Source organism: Simplicispira sp. 125, from assembly GCF_003096555.1.
Lineage (GTDB): Bacteria > Pseudomonadota > Gammaproteobacteria > Burkholderiales > Burkholderiaceae_C > Simplicispira.
Genome location: NZ_QEKM01000001.1, coordinates 3,728,757 through 3,749,818, shown reverse-complemented (window position 1 = coordinate 3,749,818; position 21,062 = coordinate 3,728,757). Strand labels below are relative to the sequence as shown.

18 protein-coding genes and 1 riboswitch are annotated in these 21,062 nt (G+C 63.0%); of the genes, 4 read left to right on the top strand and 14 right to left on the bottom strand.

The window, feature by feature from the left end; translation table 11 throughout:
• Window position 1 precedes the first annotated feature (1 nt).
• The 3 genes from C8D04_RS17565 to C8D04_RS17555 all read right to left on the bottom strand — a co-directional run bounded on the left by C8D04_RS17565 (window position 2) and on the right by C8D04_RS17555 (window position 4,034).
• The gene (locus tag C8D04_RS17565; RefSeq protein ID WP_116002820.1) at window positions 2–982 is read right to left on the bottom strand and encodes an ABC transporter permease; all 981 of its coding nucleotides are present in this window, start codon (window positions 980–982) and stop codon (window positions 2–4) included.
• Window positions 983–1,102: 120 nt separating this feature from the next.
• Window positions 1,103–2,683, bottom strand: a complete 1,581-nt coding sequence (locus C8D04_RS17560) for an ABC transporter substrate-binding protein (protein ID WP_116002818.1) — start codon at window positions 2,681–2,683, stop codon at window positions 1,103–1,105.
• Between the two features lie 412 nt (window positions 2,684–3,095).
• A complete protein-coding gene (locus tag C8D04_RS17555) occupies window positions 3,096–4,034 on the bottom strand; it encodes a porin (RefSeq protein WP_116002816.1) in 939 nt (312 codons plus the stop codon).
• A gap of 294 nt (window positions 4,035–4,328) precedes the next feature.
• On the opposite strand from C8D04_RS17555, the gene coq7 reads away from it, so the two are divergent.
• Window positions 4,329–4,970: a 2-polyprenyl-3-methyl-6-methoxy-1,4-benzoquinone monooxygenase gene (gene coq7, locus C8D04_RS17550; RefSeq protein ID WP_116002814.1), complete on the top strand. Its 642-nt coding sequence runs from the start codon at window positions 4,329–4,331 to the stop codon at window positions 4,968–4,970.
• A 53-nt stretch (window positions 4,971–5,023) separates the two neighbouring features.
• Here the strand turns inward: coq7 and C8D04_RS17545 are convergent, their stop codons facing one another.
• Window positions 5,024–5,473, bottom strand: a complete 450-nt coding sequence (locus C8D04_RS17545; protein ID WP_116002812.1) for an OsmC family protein — start codon at window positions 5,471–5,473, stop codon at window positions 5,024–5,026.
• A 317-nt stretch (window positions 5,474–5,790) separates the two neighbouring features.
• Between C8D04_RS17545 and ilvA the strand changes: the two genes are divergently transcribed.
• The 3 genes from ilvA (at window position 5,791) to C8D04_RS17530 (ending at window position 8,827) form a co-directional block, all read left to right on the top strand.
• Window positions 5,791–7,368, top strand: coding sequence for a threonine ammonia-lyase, biosynthetic (gene ilvA / locus C8D04_RS17540; RefSeq protein ID WP_116002811.1), 1,578 nt, complete (start codon window positions 5,791–5,793; stop codon window positions 7,366–7,368).
• A 62-nt stretch (window positions 7,369–7,430) separates the two neighbouring features.
• The gene (gene cobS, locus C8D04_RS17535) at window positions 7,431–8,246 is read left to right on the top strand and encodes an adenosylcobinamide-GDP ribazoletransferase (RefSeq protein ID WP_116002809.1); all 816 of its coding nucleotides are present in this window, start codon (window positions 7,431–7,433) and stop codon (window positions 8,244–8,246) included.
• Window positions 8,243–8,827 (top strand): histidine phosphatase family protein, encoded by a 585-nt coding sequence (locus C8D04_RS17530; RefSeq protein ID WP_116002807.1) that lies wholly within the window; start codon window positions 8,243–8,245, stop codon window positions 8,825–8,827. Before cobS ends, C8D04_RS17530 begins: the two co-directional genes overlap by 4 nt.
• On the opposite strand, the gene C8D04_RS17525 is transcribed toward C8D04_RS17530, so the two are convergent.
• The 10 genes from C8D04_RS17525 to murG form a co-directional block, all read right to left on the bottom strand.
• Window positions 8,820–10,487, bottom strand: coding sequence for a methyl-accepting chemotaxis protein (locus tag C8D04_RS17525; RefSeq protein ID WP_116002805.1), 1,668 nt, complete (start codon window positions 10,485–10,487; stop codon window positions 8,820–8,822). The two genes, C8D04_RS17530 and C8D04_RS17525, sit on opposite strands and share 8 nt — an antisense overlap.
• Before the next feature lie 178 nt (window positions 10,488–10,665).
• Window positions 10,666–12,561, bottom strand: coding sequence for a phosphomethylpyrimidine synthase ThiC (thiC, locus tag C8D04_RS17520; RefSeq protein WP_116002804.1), 1,896 nt, complete (start codon window positions 12,559–12,561; stop codon window positions 10,666–10,668).
• A gap of 108 nt (window positions 12,562–12,669) precedes the next feature.
• Window positions 12,670–12,789, bottom strand: a riboswitch (TPP riboswitch).
• Between the two features lie 29 nt (window positions 12,790–12,818).
• Window positions 12,819–12,995 carry a hypothetical protein gene (locus C8D04_RS18765; protein ID WP_165829141.1) on the bottom strand — a complete coding sequence of 59 codons (177 nt, stop codon included), beginning with the start codon at window positions 12,993–12,995 and terminating at the stop codon, window positions 12,819–12,821.
• 24 nt (window positions 12,996–13,019) lie between these two features.
• On the bottom strand, window positions 13,020–13,943 hold the full coding sequence (lpxC, locus tag C8D04_RS17515) for a UDP-3-O-acyl-N-acetylglucosamine deacetylase (protein ID WP_116002802.1): 924 nt from the start codon (window positions 13,941–13,943) through the stop codon (window positions 13,020–13,022).
• A gap of 91 nt (window positions 13,944–14,034) precedes the next feature.
• Window positions 14,035–15,258, bottom strand: coding sequence for a cell division protein FtsZ (gene ftsZ, locus C8D04_RS17510; protein ID WP_116002800.1), 1,224 nt, complete (start codon window positions 15,256–15,258; stop codon window positions 14,035–14,037).
• A gap of 157 nt (window positions 15,259–15,415) precedes the next feature.
• Window positions 15,416–16,645 (bottom strand): cell division protein FtsA, encoded by a 1,230-nt coding sequence (gene ftsA, locus C8D04_RS17505; protein ID WP_116002799.1) that lies wholly within the window; start codon window positions 16,643–16,645, stop codon window positions 15,416–15,418.
• Window positions 16,646–16,677: 32 nt separating this feature from the next.
• Window positions 16,678–17,472 (bottom strand): cell division protein FtsQ/DivIB, encoded by a 795-nt coding sequence (locus C8D04_RS17500; protein WP_116002797.1) that lies wholly within the window; start codon window positions 17,470–17,472, stop codon window positions 16,678–16,680.
• Window positions 17,469–18,455, bottom strand: a complete 987-nt coding sequence (locus C8D04_RS17495) for a D-alanine--D-alanine ligase (RefSeq protein ID WP_116002796.1) — start codon at window positions 18,453–18,455, stop codon at window positions 17,469–17,471. Before C8D04_RS17495 ends, C8D04_RS17500 begins: the two co-directional genes overlap by 4 nt.
• Window positions 18,452–19,885: a UDP-N-acetylmuramate--L-alanine ligase gene (murC, locus tag C8D04_RS17490; RefSeq protein ID WP_116002794.1), complete on the bottom strand. Its 1,434-nt coding sequence runs from the start codon at window positions 19,883–19,885 to the stop codon at window positions 18,452–18,454. Before murC ends, C8D04_RS17495 begins: the two co-directional genes overlap by 4 nt.
• Window positions 19,882–20,955 carry an undecaprenyldiphospho-muramoylpentapeptide beta-N-acetylglucosaminyltransferase gene (gene murG, locus C8D04_RS17485; protein ID WP_116002792.1) on the bottom strand — a complete coding sequence of 358 codons (1,074 nt, stop codon included), beginning with the start codon at window positions 20,953–20,955 and terminating at the stop codon, window positions 19,882–19,884. Before murG ends, murC begins: the two co-directional genes overlap by 4 nt.
• Window positions 20,956–21,062 lie beyond the last annotated feature (107 nt).

Genomic DNA, 21,062 nt, shown 5'->3' with positions numbered 1-21,062 from the left:
GTCAGTGCCCCCCCGCCTTGCCCACGCGCAGGCGTGGGTCCACAGCGAAATAAAGTAGATCGACCACGAGATTGATGACCACAAAAATCAGGGCGATCAGGCACAGATAGGCTGCCATCACAGGAATATCGGCAAAGGTTACCGCCTGGATGAACAACAGCCCCATGCCCGGCCACTGGAAAACGGTTTCGGTAATGATGGCAAAAGCAATCAACCCGCCGAGCTGCAGGCCGGTGATGGTCATCACCGGCACCAGGGTATTCTTGAGTGCATGGCCAAAGTGGATGGTGCGGTCCGACAGGCCGCGCGCCCGCGCGAACTTGATGTAGTCGGTGCGCAGCACCTCCAGCATTTCAGCACGTACCAGCCGCATGATGAGCGTGAGCTGAAAAATCGCCAACGTGATCGCCGGCAGCGTGATGTGGTGCCAGCCCTTGGCGGTCAGCAGGCCCGAACTCCACCAGCCCATGTGCACGACCTCGCCCCGACCAAAGCTGGGAAACCAGCCCAGCGTGACGGAAAACACCAGAATCAGCAGGATACCGATCACGAACGTCGGTAGCGACACGCCCAGCAGCGACAAGGTCATCAATGCCTGGCTGGTGAAACTACCGCGCTTGAGAGCGGCGTAGACCCCCATGGGAATACCCATGGCCAGCGCCAGAAAGGCAGCCACCAAAGATAGCTCCAGCGTCGCCGGAAAGCGCTCGGCAATCAGCCGCGACACCTTTGCGCCCTGGCGCAGGCTCAGGCCAAATTCACCCTGTGCGGCGTTGACCAAAAAATGGCCGAACTGCACGAAAAAGGACTTGTCCAGCCCCAAGGCTGCGCGCAACTCCCGTATCTGATCCGGCGTTGCATCCTGGCCCAGCAAAAATACGACAGGGTCACCCACATACTGGAACAGCATGAAGGAGATAAATGCCACGGTAACCATGACGATCACGGCCTGGATCAGGCGGCGCAGTATGAAGGCAAGCATCTATAGGAATCGAGTGTGTGTTCGACAGCGCCACCTGACCACTTATGGCGGCCGGTGACGAGTAATAAAAATCATCATGCCACAGGGTGTGCGCAAAATTGTGCGCACACCCTGCATGGCTTAGTTCACCTTCACCAGCCGCATGTCCACGCGGTTGTCGGCGCGGTGCACCAGCTCGATGTTCTTCTTCATGGCCCAGGGAATGACCTGGTCATGCAGCGGAAGGTGTGAAACGGTGTCGTTGGACAATTGCAGCGCCTCGGTCAGCATGCGGGCACGCACGGGCGCATCAGTCTCGGCCTTGATGCGATCGACCAGGTAGTCCATGCGCTGGTTGCTGTAACGGCCCACGTTGTAGTTGCCGTCGCCGCCCTGACCCACGGTACGCACCAGCGATTGCAGGCTGTACAACGAGTCGAAAGTCGGCACACCCCAACCCAGCATGTAGATGCTGGCTTCGTAGCGCTGGATCATGGGGAAGTAGGTGGCCACCGGCAGGGTGCGCAGCTTGGCCTTCACACCAATACGCGACCACATGGCGGTGACTGCCTGGCAGATGGCCTCGTCGTTGATGTAGCGGTTGTTCGGGCAGGCAAAGTCCACCTCGAAGCCATCGGCATACCCCGCTTCGGCCAGCAGTTTCTTGGCGGCCTCCACGTCGTAAGGGAAGCGCTTGCCCACGGCTTCGGTATAGCCCGCCACCTGGGGCGCCACAATCGCGCCCGTGGGCTTGCCCAGGCCGCGCATGATGTTGCGCGAAATGGTGTTGGCATCAATCGCCTGGTACAAGGCTTTGCGTACGCGCACGTCCTTCAGCGGATTCTTGCCTTTGATGTTCGAGCCTGGCAATTCATCGCGGAACTGGTCCATGCCCAGGAAGATGGTGCGGTTCTCCACACCGTCGACCACCTTCAAATCCGGGCTGGCACGCAAACGGCCCAAATCCTGGGGCGTAGGGTCGAGCACCATGTCCACTTCACCCGACAGCAAAGCAGCAACGCGCGTGGCCGCCGACTTGATGGGGGTGTAGACGATTTCGGTCACATTGCCGTCCATCTTGCCCCACCAGTTCGGGTTGCGCTTGAAGACCATGCGCTGGTCCGGCTGCCAGGATTCCAATGTGTAGGGGCCTGTACCCATGGCATTGCGGTGCGCAAAGTTTTCGTCGGCTGCCTTCATGTCCTTAGGTTCGACCGATTTGTTCTTCTCGGCCCAGGCCTTGCTCATCATGCGCAACTCGGTCATCTGGCGCAGCAGCACGGGGTTGGGCGACTTGAGCAGCACATCAATGGTCTGCCCATCCACCTTGACCACCTTGTCGATCCCCTGCACATACGGCGTGAAGTTGGACGTCTTCGCCATGGCGCGCTGAATGGAGTACACGGCGTCATCGGCGGTGAAAGCTGATCCGTCATGGAACTTCACCCCCTGGCGCAGGTTGAAGCGGATCTGCGTGGAACTGATCTCTTTCCAGGAAGTTGCCAGTACAGGCTCTACATCGAAGGTCTTGCTGTTGTAGTACACCAGGCTTTCATACACGTTGGCATGCAGGCCGTTTTGCAGCGCGTTGTTCTGCGAGTGAATATCCCAGGTAGAAATTTCACCCTGACTGGCCCACTTGAAAGGCTTGGCTTGTGCGGCAGGTGCCGCCACCAAAACTGCAGCAACCGCCAACGACAACAGATTGAATTTGAGATTCATACAACCCTCTTGATCAAAAAGAGGGGACTATGCCGGAAGCCACACTGAACTGGTCATGGGTTATCCCTAAATCAGGGTAGATGCACAGGGTCTTGATCGCGCAAACCGAACACGCAACTCATTCTGTTTCCAAATCATTCGTGTCTAGGCGCGAAGCCGCAGACAGTGCTGTAGCACGGCAAGGCGAAGCAACAACGACACGGATGATTTAGAAATGGAATCACTTCCTGGATGGGCTGCTGTGGCGCACTATGCAGTGATCTCATTTGATTGGTATACAAAAACACGCCATGGCAGCACATGTGTATTGATTCTTATCGGAGATCACCTCGCAAAATCACGAAAAAAAACCGCCAACCCGAAGGTTGGCGGTTTGATCTGCCAATGGAAGCTGGCTTACGCCAGCACACCATTAGAAGTTGTGGCGAATGCCCAGACCCAGGTGGTTCTTGGCGCCGGTAGCGTAGCCACCAGGCAGCGCGCCATTGTTGTCGCCGTCCTTGTAGTAGGCAGCGTAAGCAAAGGTGCGCTTGGACATGGCGTACTTGCCTTCCAGGACGAAGTCGGTGTTCTTCATGCCGGTGCCGTTTTCACGAGCGATGTCCAGCGTCAGAGCAAATGCGCCAACTGGAACAGTTGCGCCGATGGTGAAGCCCTTGGAAGGACCACCGTTGTTCTGGATCGAACCAGCAACCTTGGCCATGCCGAAGTCATACGAAGCACCCAGAGCCATGTTGCCCTTCATGGTGTTGGTCTTGTTGTACGACAGAGCAGCAGCCAGAGGGCCGTTTGCGTAGATCACGTTCAGGTCGTACTTGGCATTGCCACCGTTGTCGGGCTTCATGATGTAGCCGATGGTGGAGCTGAAACCGCCCATGTTGGGGGTGCTGTACTGGAACAGGCTGTTGGTACGAGGACCTTGGCCCGTGAAACCGAACTGGTTACCAGCAGCGGAGTAGTTGGCCGTGCCAGTCAGTTCCCAGGTAGCCACGCCGAAGAAGCTGGGGTTCAGCGTACGGCCCATTTGGAAGCGACCGAAACCACCCGACAGTGCAACCCAGGTAGCACGGCTCCAAGCGCCAGCAGCGCCATTGGCCAAAGCGCCGTCTTCTTGGTTAATGCCTTGTTCGAAGTTGAACGAAGCCTTCAGACCGCCACCCAGGTCTTCCACGCCGCGTACGCCCAAACGGCTGGTACCGTTGTTCATCAAGCCAGCGCTAGTCATTTGAGCGGAAATACCATTGGACTTGACCAGACCCACGTCAGCCACGCCATACATTGTCACGGAAGATTGAGCCATGGCGACGCCAGAAGCAGCCAGCACGGCCAGGGCAATCAGGGATTTTTTCATTGCGAGTTACTCCAAGGTTAAACATAGGGCGCCGGTACGGGGGGTCTTGGGTGTTGTTGCACCTGCACAGTCCCGCCGGTTCCCCGGGCCAACCTCCTGGTGGGGAAGTTGTTGCTATTGCACCAGACGTCGGCCTGTTTCGCAAAGGAATTCACCCACAACCGGCCTCAAAGGCGGAAATCGTTGTCGTACTGCAACACTCCGGGCATGGATGCAGAATAAGCTCATCCGATAGTGGGCTCTTGGGCCGCACCACTGCCTATTTTGTGACGAAATGAAAATTCTGTGGCGCGATTGTTTGTTCGAAAATTTAACTCTCTAGACCCTTGGCTGGGCGCAGCCGATACGGCCTTGCGCACCCTGTTTGCCAAGCCGTGCGCCAGCGAGGCTTCTCCGGCCGATGCGGAGACAGAGGTGGCGCTGCGGCCTGCGGATCGGCGCTTGTCGGGCGCTTTGATGCGGGTCAACCATGTGGGCGAGGTCTGCGCACAGGCCCTTTACACGGCACAAGCCGCCATGACACGCGACGGCCCTCTGCGGGAGCACCTGCTGGAAGCTGCCCGCGAGGAAACAGACCACCTGGCCTGGACACGCGCACGTCTCGACGCCCTGGGCGCCCGTCCGAGCCTGCTCAACCCGCTGTGGTACGCAGGCGCCTTTGCGCTCGGCACGGTAGCCGCAGGCTGGAGCGATCGCGTCAGCCTGGGTTTCGTGGTGGAAACCGAGAACCAGGTGTCCGCCCATCTGGGCAGCCATCTGCAGCGCCTGCCGGACGACGACCGGCCCTCCCGGGCCGTGGTGGCCCGCATGAAGGCCGACGAGGAGCGCCACGCAGCGCAAGCGCGGGCCTCAGGCGCGATGGAACTGCCCCGGCCGGTGCGCGCGCTCATGCGCGCTGCGGCGCGGGTCATGACAACGACCGCCCACCACCTCTGACGCCCGGCCCAGCACCGCCTGCGATGCCTGACGAAGTCGGAGGAGGAGAAGGCTCAGGCCTCGACCACCTCAAAGCCCGTGGTGATCTCGGCGGTCTTGCCCAGCATGATGCTGGCAGAACAGTATTTTTCGTGGCTCATGGCGATGGCACGCTCCACGGCCACTGGGGTCAGCCCCTTGCCGGTCACGGTGAAGTGCATGTGGATGCGGGTAAAGACCTTGGGCTCGGTCTCTGCACGCTCGGAAGTGAGCTTGACGCTACAGCCACGCACATCGTGCCGTCCGCGTTTGAGGATCAGCACCACGTCATAGGCCGTACAGCCCCCCGTGCCGGCCAGCACCGCCTCCATGGGGCGCGGGGCCAGGTTTTGACCGCCGTTGGCGGGATGGACTGCGTCAGGCGCTCCATCCATGGCCAGGACATGGCCGCTACCGGTTTCGGCGATGAACCCCATGCCGGACCGCGTTCCTGCAGCGCCTGTCCAGCTCACTGTGCATTCCATGCTTTTTCTCCTTGAGGTGCGTGGTTTTTTTCGGACAGACTGTAACGTACAAATACCTACCCGTGCTGCGCCGCAACAAACCTTGCGCTACACTGAGCCCAAGCGAACCTCCTGCTGACATGGGCAGGTTGGCGGCAAACCCCTCAGAGGCTCCGCCACGCACCGATTGTCTCCTCCACCTCCCCCGGTGGATTACGCCCCAGGCCTTACGGCCCGGGGCTTTTTTTTGCCTGACGTGCCCGGCTGCCCGCACGAAAACACACACCCTATGATATGAACCCGCCACACTTTCTGCGGCGGCGCAGCATTTGCACCCCATGACCCAGCACCTCACCCCTGCCGATTACCTCACAAAGATTTTGACCGCGCGCGTTTACGACGTCGCCATCGAGTCCGACCTGGAACCCGCCCACAACCTGAGCCGCCGCCTGCACAATAAGGTACTGCTCAAGCGCGAGGACCAGCAGCCCGTGTTCAGCTTCAAGCTGCGCGGCGCCTACAACAAGATGGCGCACCTCACGCCTGAGCAGTTACAGCGCGGCGTGATCTGCGCCTCGGCCGGCAACCATGCCCAGGGCGTGGCCATGAGCGCACGCAAGCTGGGCGCACGCGCCGTGGTAGTCATGCCCACGACCACGCCAGCGCTCAAGGTGGACGCAGTGCGCGCCCTGGGGGGCGAGGTAGTGCTGCACGGCGACAGCTACTCCGACGCCTATAGCCATGCCGTGCGTCTGCAGCAAGAGCAGGGGCTGAGCTTCGTGCACCCGTTTGACGACCCCGACGTGATCGCTGGCCAGGGCACCATCGCGATGGAAATCCTGCGCCAACTGCAAAAACTGGGCAGCACCCGGCTGGATGCCGTGTTCGTCGCCATTGGCGGTGGCGGCCTGATTTCCGGTGTGGCCAATTACATCAAGGCCGTGCGCCCGGAGATCAAGGTCATCGGCGTGCAGATGAATGATTCAGACGCCATGATCCAGTCCATCCAGGCAGGTGAGCGCGTCACGCTGGCCGATGTGGGCCTGTTCTCTGATGGCACCGCCGTCAAGCTGGTGGGCGAGGAAACCTTCCGCATCGCCAGCGGCCTGGTCGATAGCTACATCACCGTGGATACCGATGCCGTGTGCGCGGCGATCAAGGATGTGTTCGTGGACACCCGCAGCATCGTCGAGCCCGCAGGCGCATTGGCTGTGGCGGCCATCAAACAGTACGTTGCCACGCACAAGACCCGGGGCGAGACCTACGCCGCCATCCTGTGCGGCGCCAATATGAACTTCGATCGCCTGCGCTTCGTGGCCGAACGGGCCGAGGTGGGCGAAGAGCGCGAAGCGCTGCTGGCCGTCACCATTCCTGAGGAACGCGGGAGCTTCCGGCGTTTTTGCGAGGTGATTGGCGACTTGCCCGGCGGCCCGCGCAACGTGACCGAGTTCAATTACCGCATCAGCGACGCCGCAAGCGCCCATGTTTTCGTGGGCCTCACCACCCATGGCAAAGGCGAGTCCGAGAAGCTGGCGCGCAACTTCAGCCGCCACGGTTTCGAGGCGCTGGACCTGACGCACGACGAACTGGCCAAAGAGCACCTGCGCCACTTGGTCGGCGGGCACTCGGCCCTGGCGCGCGACGAGCGCCTGCTGCGCTTTGTCTTCCCCGAGCGGCCCGGAGCATTGCTCAAATTTTTGAGCCTGATGGAGCCCACCTGGAACATCAGCCTGTTCCACTACCGCAACCAGGGTGCCGACTATGGCCGCATTTTGGTGGGCCTGCAAGTGCCGCCTGGCGACGCTACGGCCTTTGACGCCTTCCTCGCCACGCTGGGCTATCCGTACGTCGAGGAAACCCTGAACCCAGCCTACCGGTTGTTTCTGCAAACATCCCGAAGTGCGGTACAAAAATAGCAGTCAAAACGCATTTTAGCCTTATTCTACAAGCGCTATTAGCTATTATTTTTATAGTATTCATGCAAACCCTGCGCCACTATTTGCTGGCCGTGCAGTTCTTCACGCGCATCCCCGTCACGGGGCGGCTGGCGCAGTGGGTGGGCTACAGCCCGGCCATGCTGCGTGCCAGCAGCGCGCATTTTCCGGGCGTGGGCTGGCTGGTGGCTGCAGTGGCCACGGGCGTCTTTGCTGCGTTGCAAATGGCGCTGGCGCCCAACCCCATGGCCCCGCTGGTCGCGGCAGTGTTCTGCACCATCACCACAGTGCTGGTCACAGGGGGTTTTCATGAAGATGGCCTGGCCGACGTGGCCGATGGCCTGGGCGGCAGCCAGGACCGCGAGCGTGCGCTGGACATCATGAAGGACTCGCGCATTGGCGCCTTTGGTGCCATGGCGCTGGTCCTGGCACTGCTGGCCAAACTGAGCCTGCTGGCCTTGCTGGGCACGCACAGTTTGGCAGCTGCCCTGGCAGCGCTGGTGGGTGGGCATGTGCTGTCGCGCTTTTGGCCGCTGCTGCTGGTGCGCCGCCTGGAGCATGTGGGCGATACGGCCCGCTCCAAAAGCAAGCCGCTGGCGGACCAGATTTCGGGGTCTGCGCTCGGCATCGCATTTTTATGGTGTTTTTTGCCTCTAGCGCTTACGTGGAAAGCGCAGTCAGCTCTATTTTTAATAGCATCCATGGCCTGCAGTGCCCTGGCCGCAGGCGGGATGGCGCGCTGGTTCGCACGGCGCTTGCAGGGCTTTACGGGCGATTGCCTGGGGGCAACGCAGCAGGTCAGTGAAATCGGCTTTTACCTGGGTGCCGCCCTGGCACTGGGGCGCGGCTTCGGCGCATGAAACCCCAACGGCTGTGGATTGCTCGGCACGCGCCCGTACTATTGACTCCGGGCACCTGCTACGGCAGGCTGGACACCCCGGTCGACCCCGCCACCAGCGCTGCCAGCGCCCAACGCCTGGCCAAGATGCTGCCCATGGGCATACAGGCACGCCATTCGCCCCTGCAGCGCTGTACGTTGCTGGCCCACCAACTGCAGGCGCTGCGGCCCGATATGGCGTTTGCACCAGACGCCCGTTTGGTCGAAATGGATTTTGGTTCCTGGGAGGGCCAGGCCTGGAATGCCATCGCACGCGCCGACATCGACGCTTGGACGGCCCGTTTTGTCGACCACCCACCTGGTGGGGGTGAAAACCTGGCACAGATGCTGGATCGCGTACACGCAGCACTGCAACAAGCACGCCGACAGCCCGGCGATACCCTGTGGATCAGCCACGCCGGTGTGGCGCGCTGCGTGCAATGGTTGCTGGGTGCGCAGGGGCAACAAGGCCAGCGCCCCACATCAGCGCAGTGGCCCGTGCAGGCCCCCGCGCCAGGGCAGTGGGCCTGTTACCGCCTGAACGGCGCAAACACGGCTATTTGAGTCGCAACGAGGCACCCACACCGACAGACTGCGTGATCGGCGCAGCCTGCCAGGCGGATGCAGAATGCGGGCCTGCGGCCGACGCACCGGCTTCCTGCCCAGCTTCGCTGAGCTTGAACTGGCTGACCGCGCTGGTCAACCCACGCGCTTGCTCGCGCAGCGACTCGGAAGCGGCGGTGGACTGCTCCACCAGAGCCGCGTTCTGCTGCGTCATCTGGTCCAGCTGGCGCACCGCCTGGCTGATTTGGGTAATGTTGTCGCGCTGTTCGGCGGTCGATGCAGTGATTTCGCCGATGATGTCCGTAACGCGGCGCACACTGCCCACAATTTCGGTCATGGTCTCACCAGCCTGACCCACCAGGCGCGCACCGTCTTCCACGCGCTCGACCGAGGCACCGATCAAGGCCTTGATTTCCTTGGCGGCCTCGGCACTGCGGCCCGCCAGGCTGCGCACCTCGCTGGCCACCACGGCAAAGCCGCGGCCCTGCTCGCCCGCACGGGCGGCCTCCACAGCGGCATTGAGCGCCAGAATGTTGGTCTGGAACGCGATGCCATCGATCACACCGGTGATGTCGGCGATCTTGCGCGAGCTGGTGGTGATTTGCTCCATGGTGCTCACTACCTGGGCCACAACCGCGCCGCCCCGCCCTGCCACTTCGGCCGCTGAATTGGCAAAATCATTGGCATGGCGCGAGGATTCAGCGCTTTGCTGCACGGTGCTGGTCAATAGCTCCATGGACGACGAGGTTTCTTCCAGGTTGGCCGCCGTCTGCTCGGTGCGGTGGCTCAGGTCGTGGTTACCGCTGGCAATTTCGCCGCTGGCGGTGGAGATGTTGCCTGCGGCATCCTGCACCTGGCGCACCAGCCCGCGCAAGGCCTCTTGCATCTGGCCCATGGCCAGGACCAACTGGCCCACCTCGTCTTGCTGCTGGACCTGTACGTCGCGCGAGAGATCGCCACCGGCAATGCGTTCGGCCAGCCTGCGCGCCAGTTCGAGCGACTGGGTGATGGAACGCACACTGAAGAAGGTGATGGGGATGAGCACCGCCAGCCCCAGCAGCAGGGCAACACCGATCAACACTGACATGGAGGCCGTGCGCGTATCCACCCCTTGCCGCGCCTCGTCCATGCGGATGCGTGCACCGGCTGCCAAATCACTCATCAGCTTGTCGGCGTTCTCCGTGTGGCTTTTCAAACGGTTGGCGTAGGCCCCGCCACCCGCTCCATCCAGCATGGCGCCTTCGATCTGTTCGAAGATGGGGCTGATGCCTGTCTCGTACTGTTTGACCTCGTCCAGCACCTTGTCGATCACACCGACAAACTCCGCATCGGCCGCCTGCACCTGCCGCACGGCATCCAGGCTTTTGCGCAACGAGGTCAGCGTGGCAGCCCAACGCTCGCGCATCGACGCCACTTCAACGCTGTTGTTGAAATTGATGATGATGTCTTTTTCGATGCGACGCAGATCACCCAAGGTGGTGCGCAGGTCGGACATGTCGGTGAGCGTCTGCACGCGGTGCGCGAACAAATCCTGCACGGTGTCGCGGGTGCGGTCCAGCGCCACATAGCCCATGCCTCCGAGCACAACCAGCAGAACCAGGGAAAAAATCGTGCTGAAGTACAGACGTGCACGGATCGACAAACGGCCCAGAGCGTTCATGGCTCCCCTTCCAGAAAATGGTATTCACGGGCACCCGCCTTGTGGCCATGCCCCGCCCGCAGCCTTGTGGGCTGCATTTGTAATGAATATAAGCGAGGCTGTAACAGGTCACGCACAGGGTATTCACCGCCTGCGACAGCGGCACATCGGCAAGCCACCGCCGCGGGTGGCGACTGCGTCACGCCACCGGGTGCAGCGGGACGTACAGGCGTCCCCCAGTTTTCTGGAACTCTTCGGCCTTGGCCGCCATCCCCTGCGTGAGTGCCTCGCCCTCCGCAACGCCTTTCTGCGCAGCGAATTCACGCACTTCCTGCGTGATCTTCATCGAGCAAAATTTGGGGCCGCACATCGAGCAGAAATGCGCCACCTTGGCCGAGTCCTTGGGCAGCGTCTCGTCGTGGTATTCCTGCGCCGTCTCCGGGTCCAGGCCCAGGTTGAACTGGTCCTGCCAACGAAAGTCGAAGCGCGCCTGGCTCAGGGCATCGTCGCGTGAGCGCGCGCCCGGGTGGCCCTTGGCCACATCGGCGGCGTGGGCCGCGATCTTGTAGGCGATGATGCCCTGCTTGACGTCGTCGCGGTCGGGCAGGCCCAGGTGTTCCTTGGGCGTCACGTAGCACAGCATGGCCGTGCCCATCCAGCCGATCATGGCCGCGCCGATGGCCGAGGCAATGTGGTCGTAGCCGGGGGCGATGTCGATGGTCAGCGGGCCCAGGGTGTAGAACGGCGCCTCGTGGCAGGTCTTGAGCTGCTCGGTCATGTTGGCCTGGATCATGTGCATGGGCACGTGGCCGGGGCCTTCGATCATGGTCTGCACATCGTGCTTCCAGGCGATCTGGGTCAGCTCGCCCAGCGTGTGCAGCTCGGCGAACTGGGCCTCGTCGTTGGCGTCGGACGCGCAGCCGGGCCGCAGACCGTCGCCCAGGCTGAAGGCCACGTCGTACTGCTTCATGATGTCGCAGATGTCCTCGAAATGCTCATACAGGAAGCTCTCGCGGTGGTGCGCCATGCACCACTTGGCCATGATGGAGCCGCCGCGCGAGACGATGCCCGTGCGCCGCTGCGCCGTGAGGTGGATGTAGGCCAGGCGCACGCCAGCGTGGATGGTGAAGTAGTCCACCCCCTGCTCGGCCTGCTCGATCAGGGTGTCGCGGAAGATTTCCCAGGTCAGGTCTTCGGCGATGCCGCCGACCTTTTCGAGCGCTTGGTAGATCGGCACGGTGCCGATGGGCACGGGCGAGTTGCGCACGATCCAGTCGCGCGTGGTGTGGATGTTCTTGCCGGTCGAGAGATCCATCACGTTGTCGGCGCCCCAGCGAATCGCCCACACGAGCTTCTCCACTTCTTCTTCAATGCTGGAGGTGACGGCCGAGTTGCCGATGTTGGCGTTGATTTTGACCAGGAAGTTGCGGCCAATGGCCATCGGCTCAACTTCGGGGTGGTTGATGTTGGCCGGAATGATGGCGCGGCCGCGCGCCACTTCGTCGCGCACGAATTCGGGCGTGATGATTTTCGGGATCATCGCGCCCATGGGGTTGCCCGCCAGGCGCTGCTCGCGCGCTAAGTCTTGCTGGTATTGCGCCATCCACTCGCGTTTACCGTTTTCGCGGAGGGCGACGTACTCCATCTCGGGCGTGATGATGCCGCGCCGCGCATAGTGCATCTGCGTGACGTTGACACCCCTTTTGGCGCGCAGGGGCTGGCGTTGCAATGCCGCAGCTTCTGCGCGCAGCGTGGCCAGGCGCACTGCGTCTTCGCTTTTGCTGCCATCGTCCAGTGCCACGGATGGGCGACCCTGGTAGCCCTCTGTGTCGCCACGCGCCTCGATCCAGCGGCCACGCACACTGGCGAGGCCCTTGCGCACGTCGATCTGCGCCTGCGGATCGGTGTAAGGGCCCGAGGTGTCGTACACGCTGACCTGCTCACCATTGGTGAGCGCAATATCGCGCACCGGCACACGCAGGTCGGGGTGCAGGGCGCCTGCAATGTAGGCCTTGCGCGATGCAGGAAAGGGGTCGCGGGCGCGTGCCAGCAAGCTGGCGAAGGATTCACGGGCAAGGGGGTCGGGGGCGTTCATGGCAGGTCTCCTAAGGTCCGGGGATGGATGCTCCGGACTGGACCTGCGCTCCCATAGACACGGATGGCGTCTGTGGACGGCGTACGCGCCCGATGGGACATGCACGCAGACAAGGAGGTCGGCTCTTCTTCCGCCGGTATGAACCGGATCAAGTTCGTCGGGTTCGCCGGGGAGCCTGTTTCCAGACCCCCGGCATCTCAGCGCATCAGCACACCCCGGAGCAGGGGCGAGTATAGGCCGAGAAACAGTTCACAGCGTCAGAAGCCGCGCTCCAGGATGAGCACGGCAAAGAAAACTCCTGCGGCAATCATGGTCCACTTGAGCACAACAAAACCCAGCTGCTTGTACCGCGCCCGGCCGGTACCGGCATAAAACGCAAAGCACAGCGCCGCCACGAGCAGCAACAGCATGACGATCCAGCGAAACAGCAGCATACGCGGGAGGCTTGTGGTTTGGCGCTACCAAGCGCGCACCGGCTGCGCAAAACCGGCAGGGGCCAGGCGTTCGTTCTCGAAGGTGACGATTTCCCAGACCTCGGGATGGGCTTCGAGTTCGCGCAGCAGCAGGTTGTTGAGCGCATGGCCGGAGCGGAAGGCGCTGTAAGCCGCCAGCAGCGGCTTGCCGACCAGGTACAGGTCGCCCATGGCATCCAATATCTTGTGCTTGGCGAACTCGTCGTCGTAACGCAGGCCGTCGGCATTGAGCACTTTGTAGTCGTCCATGACGATGGCGTTGTCCATGCCGCCACCCAATGCCAGCCCGTTGGCACGCATCATTTCCACGTCCTTGGTGAAGCCGAAGGTGCGCGCGCGGGCAATGTCGCGGCTGTATTGGCCCTGGCCCAGGTCAAATTCGACGGATTGCCCCGTGGAATCGACGGCCGGATGGGCAAAGTCAATTTCAAACCGCAGCTTGTAGCCGTGGTAGGGGTCGAGTCGCGCCCACTTGGCGTGCACACCCTCGCCCTGGCGAATTTCTATAGGCTCTTTGACCCGAATGAAGCGCCTAGAGGCGTTTTGCAGAACGATACCCGCACTTTGCAGCAGGAAAACAAAAGAAGCCGAAGACCCGTCCAGGATGGGCACTTCCTCTGCGGTGATGTCTACATACAGGTTGTCCACCCCCAGCCCGGCACACGCTGACATGAGGTGCTCGACCGTATGCACGCAGGCGCTGCCCGACGAAATGGTGGACGCCATGCGCGTGTCCGTCACGGCCTGGGTGGATACCGGAATGTCCACCGGCTCGGGTAAATCGACACGACGGAACACGATGCCGGTGTCAGGCTGCGCAGGGCGCAGTGTCAGCTCGACCCGCTGGCCGCTGTGCAGGCCGACGCCCACCGCACGGGTGAGTGTTTTGAGGGTTCGTTGCGCAAGCATCCGTTGATTTTAGTGTGGACTGCGCGTTGTTGCTGCACTGCGCCATCGCGTTTTTCTATCACGGCGATGGCACAAACGTGCAGCGCCCACCTCAATCAGCCTGCTTGCGCAGGAAGGCAGGGATTTCCAGGTCGTCCATGCCGCCCGAGGACAAGGCATCCACCCGCGCTGCAGCCTGCGTGCGGTTGGTACGCCAGACACTGGGCACGGCATAGTCTGCCTGGCCACCCACAGCCCCCGGCGCAGCGCCCACGGAGCCGGACAGCATGCCCGTGCCAGGCATCGGGTAGGACATGTTGTCCGTTCCCGTGCGCAGGCCGCCCTGCACCACCGAGATGGGCTGGCGGCGCGCATTCTGGCGCGAAAGACCGGTGGCCACCACAGTCACACGGATCTCCTCGCCCAGGGTTTCGTCGTAGGCGGCGCCGAAGATCACATGTGCGTCGGTCGATGCATAGGCATTGATGGTGTTCATGGCCTGGCGCGACTCAGACAGCTTGAGGCTGCCCTTGCTCGCCGTAACCAGCACCAGCACGCCCTTGGCGCCCGACAGGTCGATGCCTTCGAGCAGCGGGCAGGCAATGGCCTGCTCGGCGGCGATGCGTGCGCGATCCGGGCCGCTGGCCGTGGCCGTGCCCATCATGGCCTTGCCGGGCTCGCCCATCACGGTGCGTACGTCTTCAAAGTCGACGTTCACCTGACCGTACTCGTTGATGATTTCGGCGATACCCCCCACGGCGTTCTTCAGCACATCGTTGGCGTGGGCAAAGGCCTCGTCCTGGGTGATGTCGTCGCCCAACACTTCCAGGAGTTTTTCGTTCAGCACGACGATGAGTGAATCGACGTTGGCTTCCAGCTCGGCCAGGCCGTCATCGGCATTCTTCATGCGGCGGCCGCCTTCCCATTCGAAGGGCTTGGTGACCACGCCCACGGTGAGAATACCCATTTCCTTGGCGATGCGCGCAATGACAGGTGCGGCGCCCGTGCCCGTGCCGCCGCCCATACCGGCGGTGATGAACAACATGTGCGAGCCCTGAATGGCGGCGCGAATGTCCTCTACAGCGGCCTCGGCGGCTTCACGCGCCTTCTCGGGCTTGCTGCCAGCACCCAGGCCGCTCTGGCCCAGCTGAATGACGCGGTGCGCCGTGCTGCGGGTCAGGGCCTGCGCATCGGTGTTGGCGCTCACGAACTCCACGCCCTGCACGCTGCGCGCGATCATGTGCTCAACGGCGTTGCTTCCGCCGCCGCCCACACCAATCACCTTGATTTGCGTGCCCTGGTTGAATTCTTCGACTTCGATCATTTCGATGGTCATGTTGGAGCTCCTTGGATTGACTGATTTGCAATGAATGGCGATGAATGAATAGGGTGGATGGCGCATGGCCATCGGTGCACGCGGGGCGGCCCGGTACTGCACCAGCGCAAGCGCGGCGGTGGGTGGGGCCAGACTTGCCAGATGAAGTGGTCCATGGTCAGAAATTCCCCACGATGAAGTCTTTGAAGCGGCCAAACGCCGACTGCACCGAACCCGTCTTGTGCGCCACCTTGAAGCCGCGCATGCGCGCCAGGCGCGCCTCTTCCAGCAGCCCCATGACGGTGGCCGCACGGGGCTGAGCAACCATGTCGGACAGGGCGCTTGAATACTTGGGCACACCCCGGCGCACGGGCTTGAGGAAGATGTCTTCGCCCAGCTCCACCATGCCCGGCATGACCACGCTGCCACCGGTGAGCACGATGCCCGACGACAGCACCTCTTCATAGCCCGAGTCGCGGATGACCTGTTGCACCAGCGAGAAAATCTCTTCCACGCGCGGCTCGATGACCCCGGCCAGGGCCTGCTTGCTGATCATGCGCGGGCCCCGGTCACCCAGGCCGGGCACTTCGACCTGGGCCTCGGGGTCGGCCAGCAACTGCTTGGCGTAGCCGCTTTCGACCTTGATGTCCTCGGCATCCTTGGTGGGCGTGCGCAGCGCCATGGCGATGTCGCTGGTGATGAGGTCTCCAGCGATCGGAATCACCGCGGTGTGGCGAATCGCGCCGCCGGTAAAGATGGCGACATCGGTCGTGCCCGCGCCAATATCGACCACCACCACACCCAACTCGCGCTCATCGTCGGTCAGCACGGCCTGGCTCGACGCCAGCGGGTTGAGCAGCAGTTGCTCCACTTCCAGGCCACAGCGGCGCACGCACTTGATGATGTTCTCGGCCGCACTTTGCGCACCGGTGACGATATGGATTTTTGCCTCCAACCGGATGCCGCTCATGCCGATGGGCTCTTTCACGTCCTGCCCGTCGATCACGAATTCCTGCGGCTCTACCAGCAGCAGCCGCTGGTCGCTGCTGATGTTGATGGCCTTGGCTGTCTCGACCACACGCGCCACATCGGCGGCGGTCACTTCCTTGTCTTTCACCGCCACCATGCCGCTGGAGTTGAGCCCGCGGATGTGGCTGCCGGTGATGCCGGTGTAGACACGCTGGATCTTGCAGTCGGCCATCAGCTCGGCTTCCTTCAAAGCCTGCTGAATGCTTTGCACCGTGGCGTCGATATTCACCACCACGCCGCGCTTGAGGCCGTTGCTCGGCGCCACGCCCAGGCCGGCGAGCTTGAGCTCGCCTCCGGGCAGCACCTCGGCCACGACCGCCATGATCTTGGCCGTGCCGATGTCCAGCCCCACCACCACGTCTTTGTATTCTCTTGCCATATGCGTTTTCGCCTCTTGTTCTGCCGTACTGCCTACTTGCGCACTGGCGCACTGGATCCCACCGTCACCGTCGTCACCCCGCGCAGGCGCAGCGCATAGCCGCCGCTGTGCCGCAAGTCGGCCGATTCCAGCGCGTCCGCGCGCCGGCCGTAGTGCTGCGCCACCTGCGTCAGCGTGCGCACAAAGCGCTGCGTGCGCTGCAACACCTCTTCGGTCGTCCCTCCACCCAGTTCCACTGCGGCACCGCTGTCGAGTTCCAGATGCCAGCCACCCCGGCTGCTCAGGTCCAGCGCCTGCACCACCATGCCCAGCGGCTCGAAAATTGTCTGCAGTTGCCTCTGCATGGACATAACCTGGCCCGACTGGCCGTTCGGACCACTCAGGCGGGGCAGCCCTTCGTATTCGGCTTCGTCAGCGTTGGCGTCGAACACCTCACCCTGGCGGTTCACCATGGTGGTGCCCGACTCGGGGCCCCAGTGGGCAGCCGCCTGGTGCTCTTCCAACACCACCTCAATGGTTCCTGGGAACTCACGGCGCACCTGCGCGGTGCGCACCCAGGGAGCTTGCTCGAAGGCTTCGCGCGCGGTGCGCAAGTTGAGGGTGAAAAAATTGCCGACCAGGCGCGGGGCCACATTGGCCCGCAGCGTGACAGCGTTGTTATGCACAAGATCGCCTTGCACCACGATGCGGCCAATGGAGAGCGCCGGATGGCGCAGCACCCACCAGGCACCGGCGGCCAGCACCAGCACGACACAGCCCAGGAACAGGACCGATGCGGTCAGGTTCATGAGCTTGACGTCCAGTGGCGCTGGCATGGCGGTATTCATCCGGCGATGCCTCCCACGGCGCCGGCCGGCGTGTCCAGCGTGGCGCTGGCCAGCAGGCGCAGACACAGGTCTTCGTAACTGATACCGGCCGCGCGGGCCGACATGGGCACCAGCGAATGGCCTGTCATACCCGGCGAGGTGTTGATCTCCAACAGAAAAGGCTTGCGGTCGCTGGCGCGCACCATGATGTCGGCCCGTGCCCAGCCCCGGCAACCCAGGGTGCGAAAAGCCTCTACCACCAGGCGCTGGATGGCTTCGTCCTCGGCCTGCGGCAGGCCACTGGGGCAGTGGTACTGGGTGTCGTCGGTGAAGTATTTGTTCTGGTAGTCGTAGTTGCCTTGGGGCGCGACGATGCGGATCACCGGCAATGCGACGGCGCCGGCACCCTCGCCCAGAATGGGACAGGTGGTTTCGTCCCCTTCAATGAACTGCTCGCACAACACCTCGGGGTCGTAACGTGCCGCCAGTTCGTAGGCCTGCGCGCACTGGCCGGGGTCGGTGACCTTGGTCAAACCAATGGTGGAACCCTCGCGCGCCGGTTTGACGATCATCGGTGCACCCAGCGCTGCCAGAGCGGCCTCAGTTTCAGCGCTGCTGGCCACCTGGCGCCAATCAGGGGTAGGCAAGCCTTCGGCACGCCAGATGCGCTTGGTCATCGTCTTGTCCATGGCGATGGCGGACGCCATGACGCCCGGACCGGTGTAAGGAATGCCCAGCAGTTCCAGCGCACCCTGCACCGTGCCATCTTCGCCATGGCGGCCATGCAGCGCGATGAAGCAGCGTGCATAACCAGCGCGCTTGAGCTCACCCAGATCGGTGTGGGCGGTATCAAACGCGTGGGCATCGACACCACGCGCGCGCAATGCCTGCAGCACCCCGGCACCCGACATGAGCGAGACCTCGCGCTCGGCGGACGAACCACCCATGAGCACAGCCGTCTTGCCCAGGCCCTGCACGTCTATGTTGGAGTCAAATTGGCTCATAGCGCTTGTTCACCGTGCCCTTCCAGCTCTTTTTTTCGTAGCATTTCAACCACTTTGGCGGGCACGGCGCCGATGGTTCCCGCACCCATGCACAGAACCACATCGCCCCCCTGCGCCAGGTCGGCAATGGCCTGCGGCAGCGCCGCGATGTCGTCCACAAACACCGGCTCCACCCGCCCGGCGACACGCAGCGCACGTGCCAGAGAGCGCCCGTCGGCCGCCACCACGGGCGCCTCGCCTGCGGCATAGACCTCGGTGAGCAGCACAGCGTCGGCGCCACCGATGACCTTGACGAAGTCCTCGAAGCAGTCGCGCGTGCGCGTGTAGCGGTGCGGCTGGAAGGCCAGCACCAGGCGGCGCCCGGCAAAGGCCCCGCGCGCGGCGGCCAGTGTGGCGGCCATTTCCACGGGGTGGTGGCCGTAGTCGTCAACCACCGTGAACTGGCCGCCGCCAGCGGCAGGCAGGTCGCCATAACTCTGGAAGCGCCGCCCCACTCCCTTGAACTGTGCCAGCGCACTCAGCACGGCAGCGTCTGGAATATTCAACTCCACCGCCACGGCGATGGCCGACAGGGCATTGAGCACGTTGTGCTCGCCTGCCAGGTTGAGCACCACGTCCATGTCCGGCAGCGTGACGCCGTTGCGCCGCTGCACCGTGAAGTGCATCTGCGCTCCCTCAGCGCGCACGTTGATGGCGCGCACCTGCGCGTCCTCAGAGAAACCGTAACTGGTGATAGGGCACGACACCTCGGGCACGATCTCGCGCACGGCCGGGTTGTCGATGCACAGAATGGCCGTGCCGTAGAACGGCATGCGGTGCAGAAAATCGACAAATGCTTTCTTGAGACGGCCAAAGTCGTGGCCATAGGTCTCCATGTGGTCGGCGTCGATGTTGGTGACGACCGCCATCACCGGCAGCAGATTGAGGAAAGAGGCGTCCGATTCGTCGGCCTCGACCACGATGTGGTCGCCACTGCCCAGCTTGGCATTGGCCCCGGCGCTGTTCAGGCGCCCACCGATCACGAAGGTCGGGTCCAGCCCCGCCTCGGCCAGCACGCTGGTGACCAGGCTGGTGGTGGTGGTTTTGCCGTGCGTGCCGGCAATGGCGATGCCCTGCTTGAGCCGCATGAGCTCGGCCAGCATGAGGGCGCGCGGCACCACGGGAATCTTCTTCTCGCGGGCAGCCAGCACTTCGGGGTTGTCCGCCTTCACGGCGGTAGATGTCACCACCGCATCGGCCCCCTCAATATGGGCCGCCGAATGGCCCAGGTGCGTGGCTATGCCCAGCGCCTGCAGACGCCGCAAGGTAGGGCTGTCCGACAAGTCGGAACCCGAAATGCGGTAGCCCAGGTTGAACAGCACCTCGGCGATGCCGCTCATGCCGGAGCCGCCTACGCCGACAAAGTGGATGTGGTGAATGGCATGTTTCATGCAGCCAACTCCTCGCACGCGGTGACCACCTCGCGGGTGGCATGGATTTTTTGCATGTTTTTGGCCTTTAGCGCTTTATCCACAAGCGCTGTTCGCTCTGTATTTTGTAGCATTTGAGCCAACATCTGTGGTGAGAGATCGCGCTGCTGCACCAGCCAGCCGCCCCCGGCCTGCACCAGGAACTGGGCGTTGGTGGTCTGGTGGTCATCCACAGCTGCCGGAAACGGCACAAACACGGCGGCCGCGCCCACGGCGGCAATTTCGGTAACCGTGCTGGCGCCCGCACGGCAAACAATGATGTCGGCCTGGGCAAAGGCGCTGGCCGTGTCGTCGATGAACGGCGTCAGCTCGGCCTGCACCCCGGCTGCTTCGTAGTTGGCGCGCAGCTGCTCGATCTGCGCCGCGCCGCTTTGGTGCGTCACCACCGGGCGCTGGTCTTGTGGAATCAACGCCAGCGCCTGCGGCACGATCTCGTTGAGGGCACGCGCCCCCAGGCTGCCGCCCACCACCAGCAGCCGCAGCGGCCCGGTGCGACCCGCAAAACGCTCCGCCGGGTCACCCTGGCGCGTGAACGCGGTGCGCAGCGGGTTGCCCACCCATTGGGCCTTTTTCAGCACCTGCGGGAACGCGGTGAACACCCGGTCGGCCACAGTGGCCAACACCTTGTTGGCCATACCGGCCACGGAATTTTGTTCGTGCAATACCAAAGGCTTGCCCGCCAGCACGGCCATCATGCCGCCGGGAAAACTGATGTAGCCGCCCAAGCCCACCACCACGTCGGGCCGCACGCGGCGCACCACCTGCCAGGCCTGCCAGAAGGCGCGCAGCAGGCGCAGTGGCAACAGGGCCAAAGTGGCCAAGCCCTTGCCACGCACACCGGAAAAATCAATGGTTTCCAGCGCAAAACCCTGGGTGGGCACAATGCGCGCCTCCATGCTGCCCGGCGCGCCCAGCCAGTGCACGCGCCAGCCGCGCGCGCGCAACTCCTCGGCCACGGCCAGGCCTGGGAAGATGTGGCCGCCGGTGCCACCAGCCATGATGAGCGCGGTCTTGGGCGTGGTACTGCTCATGCGCGTTCTCCCCGCTTGCGCGTGGTGGGCAGCTTGCCGCTGCCCCGCATCGGCACATGCGTGCCGACAGCGCTGGCGCGCTGGCGTAATTTGTTTTGCAGAAACAA